This window comes from Paenibacillus sp. D51F (assembly GCF_053345695.1).
This window is the reverse complement of sequence record NZ_JBKFAO010000004.1, coordinates 206719-225607: the sequence shown is the minus strand read 5'-3', so window position 1 is coordinate 225607 and position 18889 is coordinate 206719. Positions and strand designations below refer to the sequence as shown.

Here is an 18889-nt window from a genome sequence, read left to right as displayed (position 1 = left end):
CTCCCTTTTTTTCTCCCGTGCAATCGCTCCCCGCCCTCGAGAGGCGGCGGAGCTGTTTTGCATGTCTAGCAGAGGTTGCCTGCAAAACGCTTGCAACTCTTCTCGACCTCCGCGAGCACCCGCATTCTCTATACAAGGGTGGATCTTTACAAATCCCAATACATTCCTGCAATCCTGGACTCCAATGTGACGAGCTCTCCGCCGATAATAGAACTACACAGTCTGGTATAATGAAAGGGGCTTGGCCCATCTGATGAACAATCTCGACAATTGCCCGCGCTGCGGCAGGCTGTTCGCCAAAAACTTCCGCGATGTCTGTCCCCAATGCATCCGGGATATCGATCATGAATACGAGCTCTGCTCCGACTATCTCCGCAAGAACCGGGGCACGGCCATCAACGAGCTGTCCGACATGACCGGCGTCAGCATCCGGCAGATCACGAAGTTCATCAAGGACGGCCGCATTTCGCTGATGGATGCCCCTAATCTGAGTTATCCATGCGAGTCCTGCGGAATCTTGATCCGCGAAGACCATATGTGCGACTCCTGCCGGGCCCGCCTCAAGAACGACGTGCGTCGAATGAAGTCGGCTGAAGAGGAATCGCTCCGCAACACCTCGGCCTTAAGGGCCTATCAGAGCAAGAATTTGGGCAAAGATCATACTTGAGTACGGTATGAAATTCTTGTTTATACGATAAATATAGGACTTGACAATTAGTCCGGCCGCTCTATTCAGAAAGCTTTTGGGCAGGCCGATAATACGTATATAAGCCAAGGCCGATCAGAAAGCCCAATAACGAGGTGAATGGCATGAAAATAAATGAAACCGGCAGGATCCTTCCTGTCAGCGCTTATCAGAAGACAGGCGCCGAGAACCGGGTGCAGGAAAGCGCCCGTCCCCGCAAGACCGACCAAGTGGAAATTTCCGAGGAGGCCAAGGAAATGCTAGCCAGCCGCCAGCCGGAAAGCGCCGAGCGCAAGCAGCGCATCCAGGAGCTGAAGAACGAAGTGGCTTCCGGCAATTACCGCGTAGACGCCCGCAAGATCGCCGACAAGCTATGGGATCATTTGAACTTTTGAGGAGCAACCCGTTATGCGCATTGAAGATATTATCGCGACCTTGGAGGATCAGCAAGCTCTCTATTCCCAATTGAATGAGCTTGCCGAAGAAAAGACGCCTGCGCTCGTAAAGGGAGACCTCGACGTTCTTAATAAGATTCTTATGAAAGAGCGCAAGCTGACAAAGACCGCTGAAGAGCTCGAAACACGGCGGATGACCCAGGTCAACATTCATTTTTCCCGTTTGCAGCTTAGACTGAGAACAGGAAGGCTTTCCGATTTGATCCGAACCATCAGCAACCCGGAGGACAAGCAGAGACTGGCTGAAATCCAGAATGCTTTGAGCGTCAAGCTTGAGCAATTGAAAATGAAAAACGACCATAATCAGCAGTTGGCCGAGCAGGCCGTCTCCTTTGTCAACTATTCCATTGAACTCCTGTCGGTGGAGCCGGAGCAGGATTACATCTACAAGCACCCGATGAACTCATACGGGGAAGGCAAATTCATGACATTCAACACGAAAGGATAGGGGGAACCATATGGCATCCACGTTTCACTCTATAGAAACTGCCAAAAGGAGCCTATTCACTCAGACGACAGCGTTGAATACGACCGGCCATAACATCGCCAACGCCAATACGGAAGGTTATTCTCGCCAGGTCGTGAATATGAAGGCCGCCAGTCCGATCGAAGCTTTTGGCGTCAATCGTTCGAACGCGCCTGGACAACTTGGAACCGGCGTTGAGTTCTCTAACATCGAGCGGATTCGCGAAGCTTTCCTTGACGCGCAGTTCCGCGAGGAGAATGCCGCCAAGGCGGGATGGGACACCCAGCTGGAAACCCTGGACAAGCTCCAGACCATCTTCAATGAGCCTTCAGATTCGGGTATCCGCACCGTGATGCAGAATTTCTGGAAATCATGGTCGGACCTCAGCAAAGACCCCCAGAACGTCACTGCCCGAACAATTGTCAAAGAAAATGCGTTGGCCCTTACCGATGCTTTCAATCAAATCAGCAAGCAGCTGGATAACCTGCAAAGCGATTTGACTGCGAACGTGGACGTGAAAGGGAGGGAGATTCAAGGGTATCTCTCTTCGATAAGGGACCTGAACCGTTCCATCGTCAAGATCGAAGGTCTGGGAGATAAAGCCAACGATCTCCGTGATCAGCGGGATCTTCTGACGGACAAGCTCTCCAAAATCATGAATATCACCGTAACTCAAGGAGAGCAGGGCTATACGATCAGCAGCGGCGGGCAGACCCTGGTCGAGGGCTATTCGGATCCCATTCCTGTGAACGGAGCCTGGCTGAGCGAGGCTTACTCATCCGGAGGCCTCACCGGAGGAGAAGTCTACGGGATGCTCAAGTCGAGAGACGGTTATGTGGCGGATTACAAAAATCAGCTCAACGGACTTGTACGGACGATAGCGGAAGGGGACACTCAGGTCACGATACCGAAGGGATCCGTCCTTCCGGAGGGCACGGTATTGAACGGCGTCACTTACAGCGGCGCTGGCCGTACGCTTGCATCGGATTTGACGGTTGTCGTCAAAGGCATTAACGGCCTCCATCAGCTCGGATATTCCCTTCAGACAGGGACAGACGGCAAGCCTCTCCCGGGAGAAGCATTTTTTACAGCGGCGGGCGGGGGCGAGCTCACGGCAGGAAATATCATCCTAAATCAGAAGATTGCCGCCGATCCTTCCCTGATTGCGTCCTCAATGAAATTGACGGAAAACGGGGATCTGGTAAAAGGAAACAACTCTCTGGCGATGTTGATGTCCCAGCTCAATATCGGCAAGTTCGACATGGGCAACGGCGCCAGCAACACGCTCGACTCTATCTATGCTGCCGTTATCGGTCAACTCGGAGTTCAGACGCAGGAGGCTGCCAGGCAGGCGGACAACGCCAATTCGATGTTGACGCAGGTGGACCTGCGCAGGCAATCGGTGAGCGGCGTCTCGCTGGATGAGGAAATGAGCGAGCTGCTCAAGTTCCAGCATGCATACAATGCCGCCGCGAGGTTCATGACAACCTTCGACGAGCTGCTGGACAAGCTGATTAACGGAACCGGAACCGTAGGCCGCTAAGGCGAGGAAGGAGATCATCGATGAGAGTAACGAACAACATGCTGAGTTCCCAATTGCTGCTTAACCTGAACCGGAACAACAGCCGGATGACCGAGCTGCAGAACCAACTATCGACTGGACGCCAGATCAACAAGCCATCCGACAACCCTGTCGGAATCACTTACGCACTCCGTTACCGTTCTGAGCTTGCATACAACGAACAGTATCAGTCCAATGTGGACAGCGCCGTTTCCTGGCTTGATTTCAGCGACACAGTGATGGGACAGACCGGGGAGATCGTCCAAAGGCTGCGGGAACTGGTTGTGCAGGCTTCCACAGGAAGCAATCCCCAATCGGCGCTGGACAGCATCAGCCAAGAAGTCCAGCAGCTCAAGGGCCAGCTGGTGGACGTCGGCAACAGCCAGCTCAACGGAAAGTACGTGTTCAACGGCCAGCAGTACGACGTCAAGCCGTACGACCTTCCTCTAGGAGCGGACGGCAGCGTTGACACTTCTGCGGCTGCGCTTGTGAAGACGGATAACTTCCCGGTCAGCTATGTTGTCGGAGACGGCATCCAGCTTCCGGTCAATATAACAGGCAATTCCATCTTCGGCAGCCCATCCGATCCTGACAATCTATTTACTCTTATGAATCGTATTTCCGATGCCCTTCAGGCAGGAAACTACAGTCAGATTTCCTCCGAGCTTGTTGGCATCGACAGTCGTCATGACACGCTGTTGAAGAACCGCGCCGAGCTTGGCGCGCGCTCGAACCGCGTTGAGCTCATGCAAAACCGCTTAGCTGATCTAAATTCCAACTTGACGGAGCTCCAGTCTAAAACCGAGGATGCTGATTATGCGGAGCTTCTGATGAAATCCAAGATCCAGGAGAACATCTACAACGCCTCCCTCTCGGCCGGCTCCAAAATAATTACTCCTTCCCTGGTTGATTTCCTGCGGTAGGAAGGATGTGCGCGTATGAGCATAGCCCCAATTGTACAAATCCGACAGACTCCAGCTCTTATTGGAATTGATGCTGATCTGGGTCAATATTCAATCGAGCAGAAGCCGGCTGACCTTCAGATGAAGACAACTCCGGGAGAGCTGTCCATCCGGCAGTTCGCGCCTGAGCTGCAAGTAGATTCTACTGCGGCGCGAGAGGCGATAACAGGCGGTGGCCTGCCAGCTGTACTGAACCGGATTTACTCGGGAATCCAACAACTCTATTTGGAGGGCATAGCCAATCGGATGGAGCAGGGCAGCCGTATGGCTGCTATATACAATCCTTCCAATACGATAGCCGATATTGTCGGAACCGATAACCAGCCGGCCCCATTTCCGGAAACGAGAGGACCGGCTTCGATTGATAATGTGGACATAAGCTTTACGATAAGGCCTCCGGAGATCTCCGTCTCCCGGGCTTCCAGCGAGCTGCATGTGGAGGTTCATCGTCCCGATATCAGTTATGCGCGCGGCAAACTGGATATTTACATGAAGCAATACCCCGGAGTGCAGTTTATCCCTCCGGAGATCGATGTGCTAAAATAAAATCGAGAACAGCTGCAGAAACGTCGTTCAAACGCGTTTCCCTGCGGCTTTTTTTATCGATTAGGAGGAAACATAATGATGCGGATCGATACGGCGGCCATGGGCTGTCTGGAAATCAAGCCTGATCAAATCTACCTGTTCCCCAAAGGTCTGCCAGGATTCGAGGACGAGCTGCGTTTTGCCGTCATTCCGGTAGAGGATTCGGATTTTTGTTTCCTGCAATCCCTTACTCAGAAGGAGCTTGCCTTCGTGCTGGCGGACCCGTTCTCCGCATTGTCCGATTACGAATTCAAGCTGTCGGAAGCGGATAAAGCCGAGCTTGACCTGCATGACCAAGTGCGAGTGTACGGCATAGTGACTCTCCGGACTCCAATGGAGGAATCCACGATCAACTTACTAGCCCCACTTGTTTTAAGTCCCGCTGCAGGAATTGCAAAACAGATTGTGCTTCATCACAGCGAATACTCCGCCAGACATCCTTTATTTGCTTCCGACCGTGCAAAGGAGGAAGTCTGACATGCTGGTGCTGTCCCGGCGAAAAGGCGAAGCCATCATTATTCAGGATCATATTGAAATCATTGTCGTCGGCGTGGAAGGAGATACAGTCAAGCTTGGCATCTCTGCTCCTCGGGAGGTTGATGTCTATCGCAAGGAAGTGTATGAGGCCATCAAACAGAGCAATCTTGAAGCCTCTCTCATGCCTTCCATGGATGCAGTAGGCCTGCTGGCTGCGAGACTGAAAAAATAAGGTAAAAATCTCCCTGTTATGACGAAGGGACTATACAAACTTGTATAGGGTCTGCCGATAAAAGGTATATCGCCGTTGCCATAGGGCGGCCGACCTTAAGGCGGCGGCGGACCACATGGATGTGGGACATACCATTTCAGGGAGGAAATTAATCATGATTATCAATCACAACATCGCAGCATTGAACACTCACCGTCAGTTGTCTACCAACACTGCAGCAACTAGCAAATCCATCGAGAAATTGTCTTCAGGTCTTCGCATCAACCGTGCAGGTGACGATGCAGCAGGCTTGGCAATCTCCGAAAAAATGCGCGGTCAAATCCGCGGTTTGGATATGGCCTCTAAGAACTCTCAAGATGGTATTTCTTTGATTCAAACAGCTGAGGGTGCTTTAAATGAAACGCATAGCATTCTTCAACGTATGCGTGAATTGGCAGTTCAATCTTCCAATGATACAAACACAGGTACTGACCGTGGTGAACTTCAAAAAGAGATTACCCAGTTGAAAGAAGAAATTGACCGTATCGGTAACACGACTGAATTTAATACCAAGAATCTATTGGATGGTCGTTCTGGTAAGAATGCACTAGTGACTGGTAGTACAGCTACAGGCAACAAGGTTGAAGTAGTTTCTACTGGTGCGAATGCAATTGGGGCAACATATACTGGTATTACAGTTGATGCTGCAGCAACTAAAACAACTGTAGCTGCAGGTGCAGATATTGCTGCGGCAGTAACAAATGCGGCTGATACAAATCTAGTACTCAACAATGTTTCTTTCACTTTTGCTAAAGGTACATCTGCAGCGGATATGGCAGCAGCTATCAACGCAAAATCTCAAGAAATTGGATTTACAGCTACGGAGACGGGTGGAAAATTATCATTTGATGCTATTGACTACGGTTCCGGATATACTTTGAATGCAACTGGTACAGCAAAAGCAGCAGTTGGAACTGCAACTGCTGGTACAAATGCAGACGTATCAACAGGTTTGCCAGCTGGTGTGACTGCTACGGTAACTGATGCTAAACACGGTTCAACTGTTACGCTTAAAGGCGGCGCATTAGATGGTACTGTAATCAACACTGCTGGAACAGCTGACGATGCTACTTTTGAGTTAACAGTTGCTGACAATAGCCTTAACTTCCAAATCGGTGCAAATGAAGGACAAAAGATCAACGTATCAATCCAAGATATGCGTGCAGGTGCGCTTGGTGTTAACAATATTGATGTGAGCAACGCTACTAGTGCTAGTTCTGCAATCACAACAATTAATAATGCACTTGAAAAAGTATCAGGTGAGCGTTCTAAACTTGGTGCATACCAAAACCGTTTGGAGCACACAATCAACAACTTGAACACTTCTTCCGAAAACCTGACAGCTGCTGAATCTCGTATCCGTGATACAGATATGGCGAAAGAAATGATGAACCAAACGAAGAACAGCATCTTGGCTCAAGCTGCACAAGCTATGTTGGCTCAAGCGAACCAACAGCCGCAAGGCGTACTTCAATTGCTTCGTTAATCTTAACGAGTTACAAGGGGATCCTAGACTATCTAGGGTCTCTTTTGCTTGAAGGTGAACTAAAGCAAAACGAAAACATATATCATATTCTTGACATACATACGTATGATGTTCACCAACATTTGGGGCTTCTCTTCGGAGGGGCCCTATTTTCGTCTTTAGCGAATATTACGAAAGGGATGATGAGTTGAAAATGATCTTGACTCACGCGGATCTAATGTCGCTGAAAGCCGCTAAGGAGTTTCCTGAACTGTTACTCTCCTACATTGAAAGAGAATGGTGCGACCTGCACGAAGCCTACTCTGACGGAAAGGCGATGTTGGAGTTCAGCCTAGCAGGGCATGATTGCCAAGTCTGCTTGGGACCGGGCGACAGTTTGCCGAAAGAGCTCGGCTGGCCCGAGTACGTCGAACGGGTCCAGTTAGGCGGTCTTCAAATGTACAGAACGTACGTGATGGAAGCGGAAGATTGCGGCATCCTGTACTACTCGGTTGTAGGCACGCTTGATGAAGCATCCGAACGTTTTTTGATGGAACAAGCGGAAATGAATGAAAGATGAACAGCCTCAATCTCTTCGCAGAGATTGGGGCATTTTTAGTTTTGGGAGGAAGAGTGCCATGAGACAGAACGGATACGAAATGAAGAGCTCAATGGAAACGAAAACCAACTTGCCAGCCAAGCGGGTGGATATCGTGAGCCTGAAGCTTGTTAAGGAGTCGAGCGTACTGTACCGTCAGCGTATTGTCAGGTCGCCAAGGGACGCGTACGACTTGGTGCAGGGCTTTGTGGCGGATGCGGACCGGGAGCACTTTTTAGTGGTGTGCTTGGACACCAAGAATCGCCCGACCTCGATCAACGTGTGCCATGTGGGTAGCCTGAATGCCAGCATCGCACACCCGCGGGAGGTGCTAAAAGACGGCTGTTCTGACGAACGCCGCCTCAGTGCTGGTGGCGCACAACCATCCGAGCGGAGATCCAACACCTAGCCCGGAGGACATTGAAGTAACCAAAAGGCTTGTGCAGGCTGGTGAGATTCTAGGAATCGAGGTCATCGACCATCTGATCATCGGCGACGGGGAGTTCATATCACTCAAAGAAAAAGGATACCTGTAAAGGAGCGGAAAGAAGATGCTGAAAGAGACGAAGCTGTTTTCGATATACATGCTTCACGCGCATGACATAGTTATTGACGAACGGAAATTGGCATGGGAGTCAAACGTATTTTGTCGTGAGGAATTGGACGAGCAGGTCGTACCCGTTGGGGAGCTACAAGGGCTTCCGAGCCAGCTTACCATCTCCTGCTCAACGTACGATGACGAGTTTGGGAGTCAGTGGCTGTGGTCGGAGAGGCTGGCAAATGGCTGTGCGCTTGGATCGTGAAGGACGGAGAAATAGTATATCGTAATGTCCCTCTTAGAGGGGGAGAAGACGGGCAAGGTCAGGTCTAACTCCCTGCAAAAAACAACAAGATCTCCCTGCAAAACGAAACAAGGAGTGGTGCAAACCATCCCTTTCTAGTTCTACCAAGGATTTCGATGAAAACCAGATGCCCAAACTCGCTGCATAATAATCATTCTGCAGGGAGTCCATCGAAATCACCCTCGAAAGTTACCCTACTGAAAACCTCCAAATTGCTGCCATAATTTCAAAACAAATTCATAGACATCTACGTGGACGTAGAAGTAAACGTAGATGATTACGATTGCGGAAGAAACACTATGTTGAGGAACAGCAGAGAAGGCATTAGGCAGCTTGTTGAAAAGCACCAGCAAGAAAGGAATCTGTACACGAAGGAAACTAATTCAGCCGATGCACCCAGGAAGGTGCTAAAGGTGAAACCTCTTTCTCAAGTCAAAGCAATTCCCGTAGTCGCGGTAAAAGAAAGAAATGAAGGTGCTATCCTCCCTAGACATGAAATTGTTGCGCCAAATGACCCCACGATTAATTTGCCAAAGGACGATCGCCTACCGAGAAGAAAAGGACCGCGGTTTGAAGAAACGCATGTTCGTCTTACTAATTACTTGCAGAAGGAACTGTATGCAGCTGTTCAGGCCTTGAGGAAAAGCGGGGAGATCGAAAGCGTGACAGCTCTATTGGATGCGTCTGTTCGGATTACCTTCAGTGCCCTCAGTCTACCTAGGGTCTTTTTTTGTTATGGAGCGATGCACACCTCATTTGGGCGTGCGATTGGACGATCAAAACCGGCTCTCTTAACAACAACAAAGGAGGGGCTTGTTTTTGTGATTTGAGTCTGAAGTCTCTAACTGATTGAGGGGAGCGGGCCGATATAAAGGGTAACTATTCACGTCGCTAAGGGGTTGTCTGGATGAAAGTTCAATTGACCTTATCTGCTTCAGCTGCTTCTACCAATTCTACTGCTAACGTTGCTTCAATTACTGACGGCGGTTCACTCCAATTCGCCGAAGACAAGATCGGGTCCATTTCGAGTGTGAAGGAAATGGATACGCTCCTGCAGCAAGGAGTGCCGATACCTCCTGGTTCAGCACAACTGATTAAAAATATCGACCGTGCCGTCAAATCTCTCCAGGGACCGGAGACTATGCTGGATATAAGTATCCACGACAAGACCCATCAATTGCTCGTGAAAGTGATCAACAAGGAGACGGGAGATCTCATCCGGGAAGTTCCGCAGGAGAAAACCCTTGAACTCGTAGCCAAAATGATGGAGCTCGCAGGAATCATTATCGATACCAAAGTGTAAGGAGGTTCATTATGACCATTCGTATCAGTGGGAGTTCCGGCATCGACGTCGATTCTATAGTCAAGCAATTGATGACTGCCAAGCGTGTCCCTCTCGATAATCTGAATCAGAGCAAGCAGCAGGTTCAGTGGCAGAGAGACAGCATTTTGGAGCTTAACAGCAAAATCGTCGACTTTAAAACCAATAAACTTGGCAAATATGGTATCTCAGCTGCCCTCAATTCCCAGAAGGCGGTTCTGACCGGAGATACGGCATCTGTTAAAGCAGAAGCAACGGCCATGGCCAACGGAGTCAAGATGGAAGTGACAGTCGAGAAGCTGGCTACCAAGGCAACCATCCAAACGGAGGGGCTTAATAAGGATGCTATGAAGTCCATTACATCACAGTCTACTCTTGCACAAGTCTTGGCTGCTAATAATGGAGGCTCGGTTGATGAATATCAGATTAAAATCAATGATTTGGAACAGTTAGAATTTGATGGGAATACCAGCATTTCTTCTATGCTTACAAAAATAAACAGTGCGGCTTCATCCAATATAAAAGCTTCTTTTGACGAGTCGACAGGGAAGTTGATTATTGAGTCGAAAATGTATGGGAAGACAAGTAAGGTAGATGATACGGGTTCAATATTTACGGTTTTTGGAAAAGTTGATACTAGTAATTCTGCAATAGAAGGTAAGGATGCCACTGTTGTCATAAATGGGCAATCGATGACAAAATCAAGCAACACCTTTGTAGTCAACGGAGTGCAGCTGACTCTACTAGCTCAGACAGCAGCGGAGGCATCGACAACGGTTTCAACTGAAGTAAATGCAGATAACGCTCTTGCGACTATCAAATCTCTCATCAGCGATTACAATGATCTTCTCGATACATTCAATACTAAAGTAAAAGAAGCCAAGTATAGGGACTTCCTTCCGCTGACCGATGCGCAAAAAGAATCCATGAAAGAGGACGAAATCAAGAAATGGGAGGAGAAAGCGAAAAGCGGACTCCTGCGGAACGATGAATCTCTAAGCTTCGCAATAGCTTCCATGCGTTCCATCCTTTCCTCGCAAATGGGCGAGCTCAGCAAAATGGGAATTACAGCCGGACAGTATTACGAGAACGGAAAAATATATATCGATGATGAAAAGCTCAAGCAAGCCATCCAGAACGATCCTCAAAAAGTGATGGAATTGTTTCAAGGCCCAAACGGCAAGCCGGAGGATGGGATCATCGGCAAGCTCAAGGGAGTCATGGACACGGTCCTCGACAAGTTCGTCCAGAAGGCCGGTACCAGCAAATTTACAACCAGCCTTAATGTTACGCTCAAAGAAGACAGCGCCATCGGCAAGCAGCTTAAGGATTACACCACACGAATTTCGGATCTCAACTCCAAAATGTCCGCTTGGGAGAACCAATACTACAAGCAGTTCAGCGCCATGGAACAGGCCATGAATTCCTATAACGCCCAGTCATCCAGTCTGGCAAACTACTTTAAATAACGGCGGGAGGCTAATGCTATGAATATGGCAGCCTACGATAAATACCGACAGTCATCCGTAAAGACCGCGACACCAGGGCAGCTTCTATTGTCGCTCTATGATGGAGCCATCCGCTTCATTAAGATCGCTATTCAAGGCATTGAAGAGAGAAATATTGAAAATGCCAATCTGAACCTGGGAAAAGCACAGTCTATCGTCAGCGAACTGAGCGTAAGCCTTGATCCTTCCTATGAAGTATCCAAGCCTCTGGAGATGTTATACGAGTACATCAAATATCTTCTGCTGGAAGCGAATATAAAGAAAGACCGCAATCTGGCTGAAGAAGCTCTGGGATACCTGACGGACCTTCGCCAGACCTGGGCGGAGGCCAACAGGCAAATGGCAGGCCAGCAGCTGGTAACCAATGGATAAGTTGATTGAGGAGCTGGAGGAGCTTACGCGAGATTGCCTCCCCGCGCTGAATTCAAATGGCTATGTGGAACTGTACGACTTTGTACAAAAAAGAGGCCAATTGGTGGAGCAGCTTGTAGAAGCTGCAGCGCGGAGGAACCCGTCAGAAGAAGAGAAGCAACGGGTCAAGCAGCTTCTGGGTCTTGATCCGGATTTTCAAGGCGCCATCCAAAGCCGTCTTGACGAAGCCTCCGAATGGCTCGCACAAAGGAACAGGGCAAAGGTTCAATTGAATGCATACGAGAATCCTTATGATGCGGATGCTATTTTAATGGATAAAAAAAGATAGGATAGAGCTATGAAGTTACCCCTGTCATGTAGACAGGTATAAAAGAAGCACAACAAGCAGCCTTAGTCCGGTGCTCCACGGGACTAAGGTTATTCGATTTCTTTTGTAGACCGGAGAGATCCACACTTGAGCTGACCGAAGAAGCTCTCCATGCATTAACGTGTTATTGTGACAATTACCTTGAGTGACATGCTGGTTTGAGTCCCGTGCCATCCAGCAGCGGGATATATGTTTTGAACATGTTAAATCTTTTTTGGACGAAGTGTTAACCTTTCACCCTGCTTGGTCATATAAAATATTGGCTTATTCTACAAAAGGTCCTTCATAAATACAATCTTAGATAAGTTTTGACAAAAGGCGTTCATATAAAGGCAAACTTCTCTAATAATTCTGTATGAATCCGCTTCCATCTCATATTGACAACTGTTTTAATCCGGTGCTATAGTCAAAATGTGGGCCATTCATAAAGGCGTCTCACAGCATTTGAAGATGAAGGGAATGTTCTGAATGCAAGGTAAAGTGAAATGGTTCAATGCAGAAAAAGGCTACGGATTCATCGAGACTGAGCAAGGCGGCGACGTATTTGTTCACTTCTCCGCAATCCAATCCGAGGGCTTCAAAACCCTGGAAGAAGGCCAATCCGTCGAGTTCGACATCGTAGAAGGCGCTCGCGGTCCACAAGCTGCCAACGTAGTCAAACTGTAATCATCCGGCCAATTGGCCATGCATAGATGATTGACGAGAATGACAAGTGCCTGTACGAGGCCCTGCAATTGCAGGGCCTCTTTTTTTGTTTCCTTTTCGGAAATCCATGATTTTTATCGATTGAAAGCGGTTAGTAAGACACTATATAGCCAAATCAAAGAGGGAGGGACGAAGTCGGATCCGGTTTATTCATCGGATTTAATTAGGAAGAACAATATCGAATCTGCGGAACAATGCCAGCATAAATAGTAATCAGAATATTCACAATTGATCAATAAGTCTTTTGATTTGAAAGCGCAACCCATGTTATAATGGGTTCATGCAAAGGAGGAGTGCTCAATGAACTACAACATTCGAGGTCAAAACATTCAGGTGACGGACGCCATGCGCGAATACGTCGAGAAGAAGTTGAACCGACTGGAAAAGTATTTTGATGCCCCCCTCAACACAGACTCCAATGTGACGATGGCTGTCCACAAGGGACGCCACGGCGTCGAGGTGACGATTCCGATGACGGGAGTCATTCTCCGGGCCGAAGAGAAAAGCCCTGACATGTACGCCTCGGTGGATACGGTCGTCGACAAGCTGGAGCGCCAGATCCGGAAGTACAAAACGAAGGTCAACCGCAAATTCCGGCAGAATGAAAGCATCAAGACGCTGTTCCGCGAGGACGACGTGAGCTCCGTTCAGCTGCAGGATCCTGAAGACGACCTTGAAGTTGTACGCATGAAGAAATTCCAACTGAAGCCGATGGATGTGGAGGAAGCCATTCTCCAGATGGATATGGTCGGACACAGCTTTTATGTCTTCTCCAACATCGAGACCAAGGAAGTGAACGTGGTCTATCGCCGCAACGACGGCAAGTACGGCCTGATCGAGCAGGGCTGAACCGACAGCTCGAGGCCGATCGTTGAAGTCGCATCCAATAACGAATCAAACCCCGCCCTTTCCTTTGCCGGAGAGGGCTTTCTGCGTCCATTCCAGCCGTTGCCTGGCAACTAGAAGGCGGGTAAGCGCGTATATCGGATGCGGTATATTTGCGCAGCTAAGATGTCATTTGTTTTAGTACGCAAGCTTTTTATCGCCCAAATCAAGAAGAAGCCCCATTACTTATTGGAAATGATTTTCCTCTCATTGCTACAGGGTCGGCTAACTGTTAAAATTAAGGCAAAGTGGGTTTACGAAAGGGGAAAACCATGCTCGGACTGGTGAAGAAGATATTCGGCGACGCGAATGAGCGGGAAGTAAAACGGCTCTTGCGAACGGTCGAAGCGATAAATGGAATCGAGCCGGAGTTTGCGGCATTGACGGATGAGCAGCTGCGGGCCAAGACTCAGGAATTCCGCGACCGCCTCGAGAACGGCGAGGAGCTCGACGACCTGCTGCCGGAAGCTTACGCGACGGTCCGCGAAGCGGGCAAGCGCGTTCTCGGCATGCGGCATTTCGATGTGCAGCTGATTGGCGGCATGGCACTGCATGAAGGCAAGATTGCGGAGATGAAAACAGGCGAGGGCAAAACGCTGGTCGGAACATTGCCTGTTTATTTGAACGCCCTTCTCGGCAAAGGCGTGCATGTCGTCACGGTCAATGACTATCTGGCCTCGCGCGACAGCGAGATCATGCGTCCGCTGTACGAGTTCCTCGGCATGACGGTCGGCTGCAACCTGCATTCCCTCTCCCATGAGGAGAAGCAGGAAGCTTATGCCTGCGACATCACGTACGGAACGAACAACGAATTCGGCTTCGACTATCTCCGCGACAACATGGTCCTCTATAAAGAACAAATGGTTCAGAAGCCGCTCTACTTCGCCATCATCGACGAAGTGGACTCCATTCTCATCGATGAGGCCCGTACGCCGCTCATCATTTCGGGACAAGCGGCCAAGTCGACGGAGCTGTACCATTCGGCGGACAAATTCGTCAGCCGCCTGAAGCATGAAGACGACTACACCGTCGACATCAAGCTGCGTTCCGTCATGCTGACGGAAGCCGGCGTCGAGAAGGCGGAGAAGGCGTTCGGCGTCGAGAACCTGTTCGACCATGCGAACGTGACGCTCAACCATCATATCCAGCAGGCGCTCAAGGCGCATGCGATCATGAAGCGCGACGTAGACTATGTCGTGCAAGATGAAGAAGTGCTTATCGTCGACGAGTTCACGGGCCGGATCATGTCCGGACGCCGCTACAGCGACGGCCTCCACCAGGCCATCGAGGCGAAGGAAGACCTCAAGGTCCAGAACGAGAGCATGACGCTCGCGACGATTACGTTCCAGAACTACTTCCGGATGTACCGCAAGCTGGCCGGCATGACCGGTACGGCCAAGACGGAGGAAGAAGAGTTCAAGAAGATCTACGGCCTCGAGGTGCTTCAAGTACCGACGAACCGTACGATGATCCGTCAAGACAGCCCGGACGTAGTCTACAAGACCGAGATGGGCAAGTTCAAGGCGGTCGTAGAGGAGATCGTGGAGCGGCACGGCAAGAACCAGCCGGTGCTCGTCGGCACGGTATCGATCGAGAACTCCGAGAAGCTGTCGGAAATGCTCAAGAAGCGCGGCATCACGCATAAGGTCCTCAACGCCAAGTACCACGCTGAGGAAGCGGAGATCATCTCCCGCGCCGGACAAGCCGGCTCCGTCACGATCGCGACGAACATGGCCGGCCGCGGCACGGACATCCTGCTCGGCGATACGGTGCATGACATCGGCGGCCTTCATATCATCGGCACGGAGCGTCATGAGAGCCGCCGCATCGACAACCAGCTGCGCGGACGCGCGGGACGTCAAGGCGATCCGGGCTCCTCGAGCTTCTACCTGTCGCTCGAAGACGATCTGATGCGCCGCTTCGGCTCGGAAAATATCATGGGCATGATGGAGCGTCTCGGCTTCGAGGAAGACCAGCCGATCGAAAGCCGCCTCATCACCAAGGCGATCGAATCCGCCCAGAAGCGCGTCGAGGGCAACAACTTCGACACACGCAAAGTCGTCCTGCAGTATGACGACGTCATGAACCAGCAGCGCGAGATCATCTACAAGCAGCGCCGCGAGGTGCTGTTCTCGGAGAACATCCGCGATATCGTCATGGATATGGTCAAGCCGGTCATCGACCGCATCATCGAAGCCCATTGTCCGAAGGACGAGGTTCCGGAGAACTGGGATCTGCAAGCCATCGTGGATTATGCCGAAGCGACCTTCCTCAACGAGGGAGCCGTCACGAAGGAAGATCTGTGGGGCAAGGAGCCGGAGGAGATTTCCGAATTCCTGTTCGGCAAGCTGACGGCGCTCTACGACGAGCGCGAGGAAGCCATGGGCAGCGAGACGATGCGCGAATTCGAGAAGGTCATCGTGCTGCGCGCCGTGGACAGCAAGTGGATGGATCACATCGACGCCATGGACCAGCTGCGTCAGGGCATCCATCTTCGCGCTTACGGCGGTACGGACCCGCTTCGCGAGTACCAGTTCGAAGGCTTCGAGATGTTCAAGGAAATGATCGACACCATCCAGGAAGAAGTCACGAAGTACATCATGAAGGCCCAAGTCGAGCAGAACCTGGAGCGCCAGGAAGTCGTCAAAGGCCAGGTCATGGAAATGGGCGGCAGCAGCGAAGGCCGCGAGCAGCGTCCGGCCAAGCGCGAGGAGCGCATCGGCCGCAATGATCCTTGCCCATGCGGCAGCGGCAAGAAATACAAGCTCTGCCACGGCAAGTAAGGAGTTCCGCAGCTATTCAAGCTCTGCAACTGCAAGTAAGGAACACCGCAGCTGTTCAGGCTCTGCCGCGGCAAGCAGCTGAGTCCGCAGCGCGTCCAGGCTGACTGGAACGCAAGATGGTGTGATCGGCAACGCATGATGGCTGTAAACCGCAAGGCAGGATGACTGCCTGACGGCCAGCAGTCCCAACAGCATGAGAGGCCGGGAGAGACGCGTCATATGCGCCTGCTCCCGGCTCCTGTCATGAATAGACGAAAATTTGAGGTGAAGCATTGTCATGATCGACGTAACGGTTAAGCAAGACCTGCGCGAGGCGGCAAAGCGGCTCCAAGCTCTCAGGGGGTCTCTTTGACTTAGATCTCAAGCAGGAGATCATAGCCAACTATGAAGAGAAGATGACCGCTCCGGATTTCTGGGACGACAACGAGAAGGCGCAGAAGGTCATCGCCGAAATGAACGCAATCAAGTCCGTCGTAGAGCTGTACGACAGACTCGCTTCCCAGCAGGAGGATCTGGAAACGCTGCTGGAGCTGGCCGGCGAGGAAGAGGATGAATCTCTCGATGCCGAGCTGACGGATGGCGTGGCCGACCTGATGGGCAAGATCGCCGACTTCGAGCTGCAGCTGCTGCTCAACCAGCCTTATGACAGGCTGGATGCGATTCTGGAGCTGCATCCGGGAGCCGGCGGCACGGAGTCCCAGGACTGGGGCCAGATGCTGTACCGGATGTACACGCGCTGGGCGGAGAAGCACGGCTACAAGGTGGAGCTGCTGGACTATTTGCCCGGCGACGAAGCCGGCATCAAGAGCGTCACGATCTCCATCAAGGGCTACAATGCATACGGATACCTGAAGGCGGAGAAAGGCGTTCACCGGCTCGTGCGGATTTCTCCGTTCGATGCTTCGGGCCGCCGCCACACCTCCTTCGTCTCCTGCGACGTCATGCCGGAGATCGAGGATGATATCGAGATCGAGATCCGTCCGGATGACCTCAAGGTCGACACGTACCGCTCCAGCGGCGCCGGCGGCCAGCATGTCAACAAGACGGAATCCGCGATCCGGATCACCCACCTACCGAGCGGAATCGTCGTGGCTTGCCAGACGCAGCGCTCCCAGATCCAGAACCGCGAGCAGGCGATGAAGATGCTTCGCTCCAAGCTCTACGAGCGCAAGATCGAGGAGCAGCAGAAGCATCTGGCCGAAATCCGCGGGGAGCAGTCGGAGATCGCCTGGGGCAGCCAGATCCGCTCTTATGTCTTCCATCCGTACAGCATGGTCAAGGACCATCGCACCTCGGTGGAGACAGGCAACGTCGGCGCCGTCATGGACGGCGATCTCGATGCTTTCATCAACGGCTATCTGCGCCACCAGATCAGGCATCAGCCGGAAGCCTGAGGGCAAGCAAGGAACGGCGCTTCGGCACGCAGCGAATAGAAGCACGGAAGAGTTCCAACACTGGATACAGTGTGGAACTCTTTTTCGCGCGGAATGAATTCATGCTCTGCGTTACCGCGGCAGAGCAGGGGGAACCGGCTTCTGGGAACCGGGCTCTCCATGCGGCCGGCGGAGATAGAGAGGGGAAAACTCGTGAGCAACAGGAACGAAGGGTCATCGAGGGAAATGCAGATAGGCGCGGAACGCGGCAAGAGCCGTAAGCCCCGTCGCATGACCAAACCGGTCATCAATCATCCCGTCACAAATACGCTGCTGCTGCTCGCAGGAGCGTTTATCATCGCCATCAGCTTCAACTGCTTCCTGCTCCCCAACGGGGTCGCTTCCGGAGGCGTATCGGGGATATCGGTCATTATCCAGCATTTATACGGCATCACGCCCGCATATACGCAGTGGGCGCTCAATATTCCGCTGTTCTTCGCGGGACTGCTGCTGCTCGGACGCCGCTTTGCCCTGCAGACTCTGTTCGGCTCTGCCATTATGCCGCTGTTCGTGCTGCTGACGGCCCACTGGGGCGCTCCGACGGACAGTCCGCTGCTCGGATCGATCTATGGAGGAATAGGCGTCGGCCTCGGCCTCGGACTCGTATTCAGAGGACGCGGCTCTACCGGCGGCACGGATCTCGCGGCTCAAATCCTGCACCGGTACTCGGGGCTTACGCTCGGCTTGTCCGTCGCCTGCCTGGACGGACTTGTCATCGCCGCGGCCGGAGTGTTCCTCTCGCCGGAGAATGCGCTGTACGCGCTGATCGGCTTGTTCGTGACGACGAAGACGATCGACATCGTGCAGACGGGACTCGCCCTGTCCAAGGTCGCGTTCATCATCAGTTCCCGTGCGGAAGAGCTGGCAGACGCCGTGCTGCATGATCTCGACCGGGGGCTGACGCGCCTGGACGCGCATGGAGGCTATACGGGGGATGCGCGCACGGTGCTGATGGTCGTCGTCAGCCAGAACGAGGTTTCCGAGCTGAAGCGGCTCGTGCAGACGGTCGATCCCGAAGCCTTTGTCATCATCAGCCATACGGCGGAGGTGTTGGGGCGCGGGTTCAAGCTGGAGTAATCCGGCTCAGATAAGGAATGGAATCGATATCCAGCACTTTTCCGAGCAGCGGCTGAATCCAACCGGATTCG

General features: G+C 51.7%; 21 protein-coding genes and 1 pseudogene. All 22 read left to right on the top strand.

What is annotated here, in order from left to right; all coding sequences use genetic code 11:
• Positions 1-253 precede the first annotated feature (253 nt).
• The 22 genes and pseudogenes from ACLBWT_RS10080 (at position 254) to ACLBWT_RS09975 (ending at position 18818) form a co-directional block, all read left to right on the top strand.
• Positions 254-667, top strand: a complete 414-nt coding sequence (locus tag ACLBWT_RS10080; protein ID WP_447662930.1) for a TIGR03826 family flagellar region protein — start codon at positions 254-256, stop codon at positions 665-667.
• A gap of 143 nt (positions 668-810) precedes the next feature.
• Positions 811-1080, top strand: a complete 270-nt coding sequence (gene flgM, locus ACLBWT_RS10075) for a flagellar biosynthesis anti-sigma factor FlgM (RefSeq protein WP_447662929.1) — start codon at positions 811-813, stop codon at positions 1078-1080.
• A gap of 13 nt (positions 1081-1093) precedes the next feature.
• Positions 1094-1588: a flagellar protein FlgN gene (locus ACLBWT_RS10070; protein WP_447662928.1), complete on the top strand. Its 495-nt coding sequence runs from the start codon at positions 1094-1096 to the stop codon at positions 1586-1588.
• Between the two features lie 10 nt (positions 1589-1598).
• Positions 1599-3149 (top strand): flagellar hook-associated protein FlgK, encoded by a 1551-nt coding sequence (gene flgK, locus ACLBWT_RS10065; protein WP_447662927.1) that lies wholly within the window; start codon positions 1599-1601, stop codon positions 3147-3149.
• Positions 3150-3169: 20 nt separating this feature from the next.
• A complete protein-coding gene (gene flgL, locus ACLBWT_RS10060; RefSeq protein ID WP_447662926.1) occupies positions 3170-4090 on the top strand; it encodes a flagellar hook-associated protein FlgL in 921 nt (306 codons plus the stop codon).
• Positions 4091-4105: 15 nt separating this feature from the next.
• Positions 4106-4675, top strand: coding sequence for a DUF6470 family protein (locus ACLBWT_RS10055; protein WP_447662925.1), 570 nt, complete (start codon positions 4106-4108; stop codon positions 4673-4675).
• A gap of 75 nt (positions 4676-4750) precedes the next feature.
• Positions 4751-5191, top strand: a complete 441-nt coding sequence (locus tag ACLBWT_RS10050) for a flagellar assembly protein FliW (RefSeq protein ID WP_447662924.1) — start codon at positions 4751-4753, stop codon at positions 5189-5191.
• Position 5192: 1 nt separating this feature from the next.
• Complete coding sequence (csrA, locus tag ACLBWT_RS10045; RefSeq protein WP_447662923.1) at positions 5193-5423, top strand: carbon storage regulator CsrA; 231 nt, start codon at positions 5193-5195, stop codon at positions 5421-5423.
• A 154-nt stretch (positions 5424-5577) separates the two neighbouring features.
• On the top strand, positions 5578-6948 hold the full coding sequence (locus ACLBWT_RS10040; RefSeq protein WP_447662922.1) for a flagellin N-terminal helical domain-containing protein: 1371 nt from the start codon (positions 5578-5580) through the stop codon (positions 6946-6948).
• Between the two features lie 187 nt (positions 6949-7135).
• A complete protein-coding gene (locus tag ACLBWT_RS10035; protein ID WP_447662921.1) occupies positions 7136-7507 on the top strand; it encodes a hypothetical protein in 372 nt (123 codons plus the stop codon).
• A 58-nt stretch (positions 7508-7565) separates the two neighbouring features.
• Positions 7566-8061, top strand: a pseudogene (radC, locus tag ACLBWT_RS10030) (RadC family protein).
• 15 nt (positions 8062-8076) lie between these two features.
• Positions 8077-8328: a hypothetical protein gene (locus tag ACLBWT_RS10025; protein WP_447662920.1), complete on the top strand. Its 252-nt coding sequence runs from the start codon at positions 8077-8079 to the stop codon at positions 8326-8328.
• 338 nt (positions 8329-8666) lie between these two features.
• Complete coding sequence (locus tag ACLBWT_RS10020) at positions 8667-9197, top strand: hypothetical protein (protein WP_447662919.1); 531 nt, start codon at positions 8667-8669, stop codon at positions 9195-9197.
• A 77-nt stretch (positions 9198-9274) separates the two neighbouring features.
• Positions 9275-9670: a flagellar protein FlaG gene (locus ACLBWT_RS10015; RefSeq protein WP_447662918.1), complete on the top strand. Its 396-nt coding sequence runs from the start codon at positions 9275-9277 to the stop codon at positions 9668-9670.
• Between the two features lie 11 nt (positions 9671-9681).
• Complete coding sequence (gene fliD / locus ACLBWT_RS10010; RefSeq protein ID WP_447662917.1) at positions 9682-11157, top strand: flagellar filament capping protein FliD; 1476 nt, start codon at positions 9682-9684, stop codon at positions 11155-11157.
• An 18-nt stretch (positions 11158-11175) separates the two neighbouring features.
• Positions 11176-11568 (top strand): flagellar export chaperone FliS, encoded by a 393-nt coding sequence (gene fliS / locus ACLBWT_RS10005; RefSeq protein ID WP_447662916.1) that lies wholly within the window; start codon positions 11176-11178, stop codon positions 11566-11568.
• On the top strand, positions 11561-11896 hold the full coding sequence (locus ACLBWT_RS10000) for a hypothetical protein (protein WP_447662915.1): 336 nt from the start codon (positions 11561-11563) through the stop codon (positions 11894-11896). Before fliS ends, ACLBWT_RS10000 begins: the two co-directional genes overlap by 8 nt.
• Positions 11897-12403: 507 nt before the next feature.
• Positions 12404-12601 (top strand): cold-shock protein, encoded by a 198-nt coding sequence (locus ACLBWT_RS09995; protein ID WP_028599014.1) that lies wholly within the window; start codon positions 12404-12406, stop codon positions 12599-12601.
• A 339-nt stretch (positions 12602-12940) separates the two neighbouring features.
• Positions 12941-13489, top strand: coding sequence for a ribosome hibernation-promoting factor, HPF/YfiA family (gene hpf, locus ACLBWT_RS09990; RefSeq protein ID WP_447662914.1), 549 nt, complete (start codon positions 12941-12943; stop codon positions 13487-13489).
• Positions 13490-13797: 308 nt separating this feature from the next.
• Positions 13798-16308: a preprotein translocase subunit SecA gene (gene secA / locus ACLBWT_RS09985; RefSeq protein WP_447662913.1), complete on the top strand. Its 2511-nt coding sequence runs from the start codon at positions 13798-13800 to the stop codon at positions 16306-16308.
• 277 nt (positions 16309-16585) lie between these two features.
• Positions 16586-17702 (top strand): peptide chain release factor 2 gene (gene prfB / locus ACLBWT_RS09980; protein WP_447662912.1). Its coding sequence is split into 2 segments (ribosomal slippage): positions 16586-16657 and positions 16659-17702, totalling 1116 coding nucleotides; the frame shifts between segments, so codons are not numbered across the junction.
• Positions 17703-17972: 270 nt separating this feature from the next.
• Positions 17973-18818: a YitT family protein gene (locus tag ACLBWT_RS09975; RefSeq protein WP_447663107.1), complete on the top strand. Its 846-nt coding sequence runs from the start codon at positions 17973-17975 to the stop codon at positions 18816-18818.
• The last annotated feature ends 71 nt before the right edge of the window (positions 18819-18889 follow it).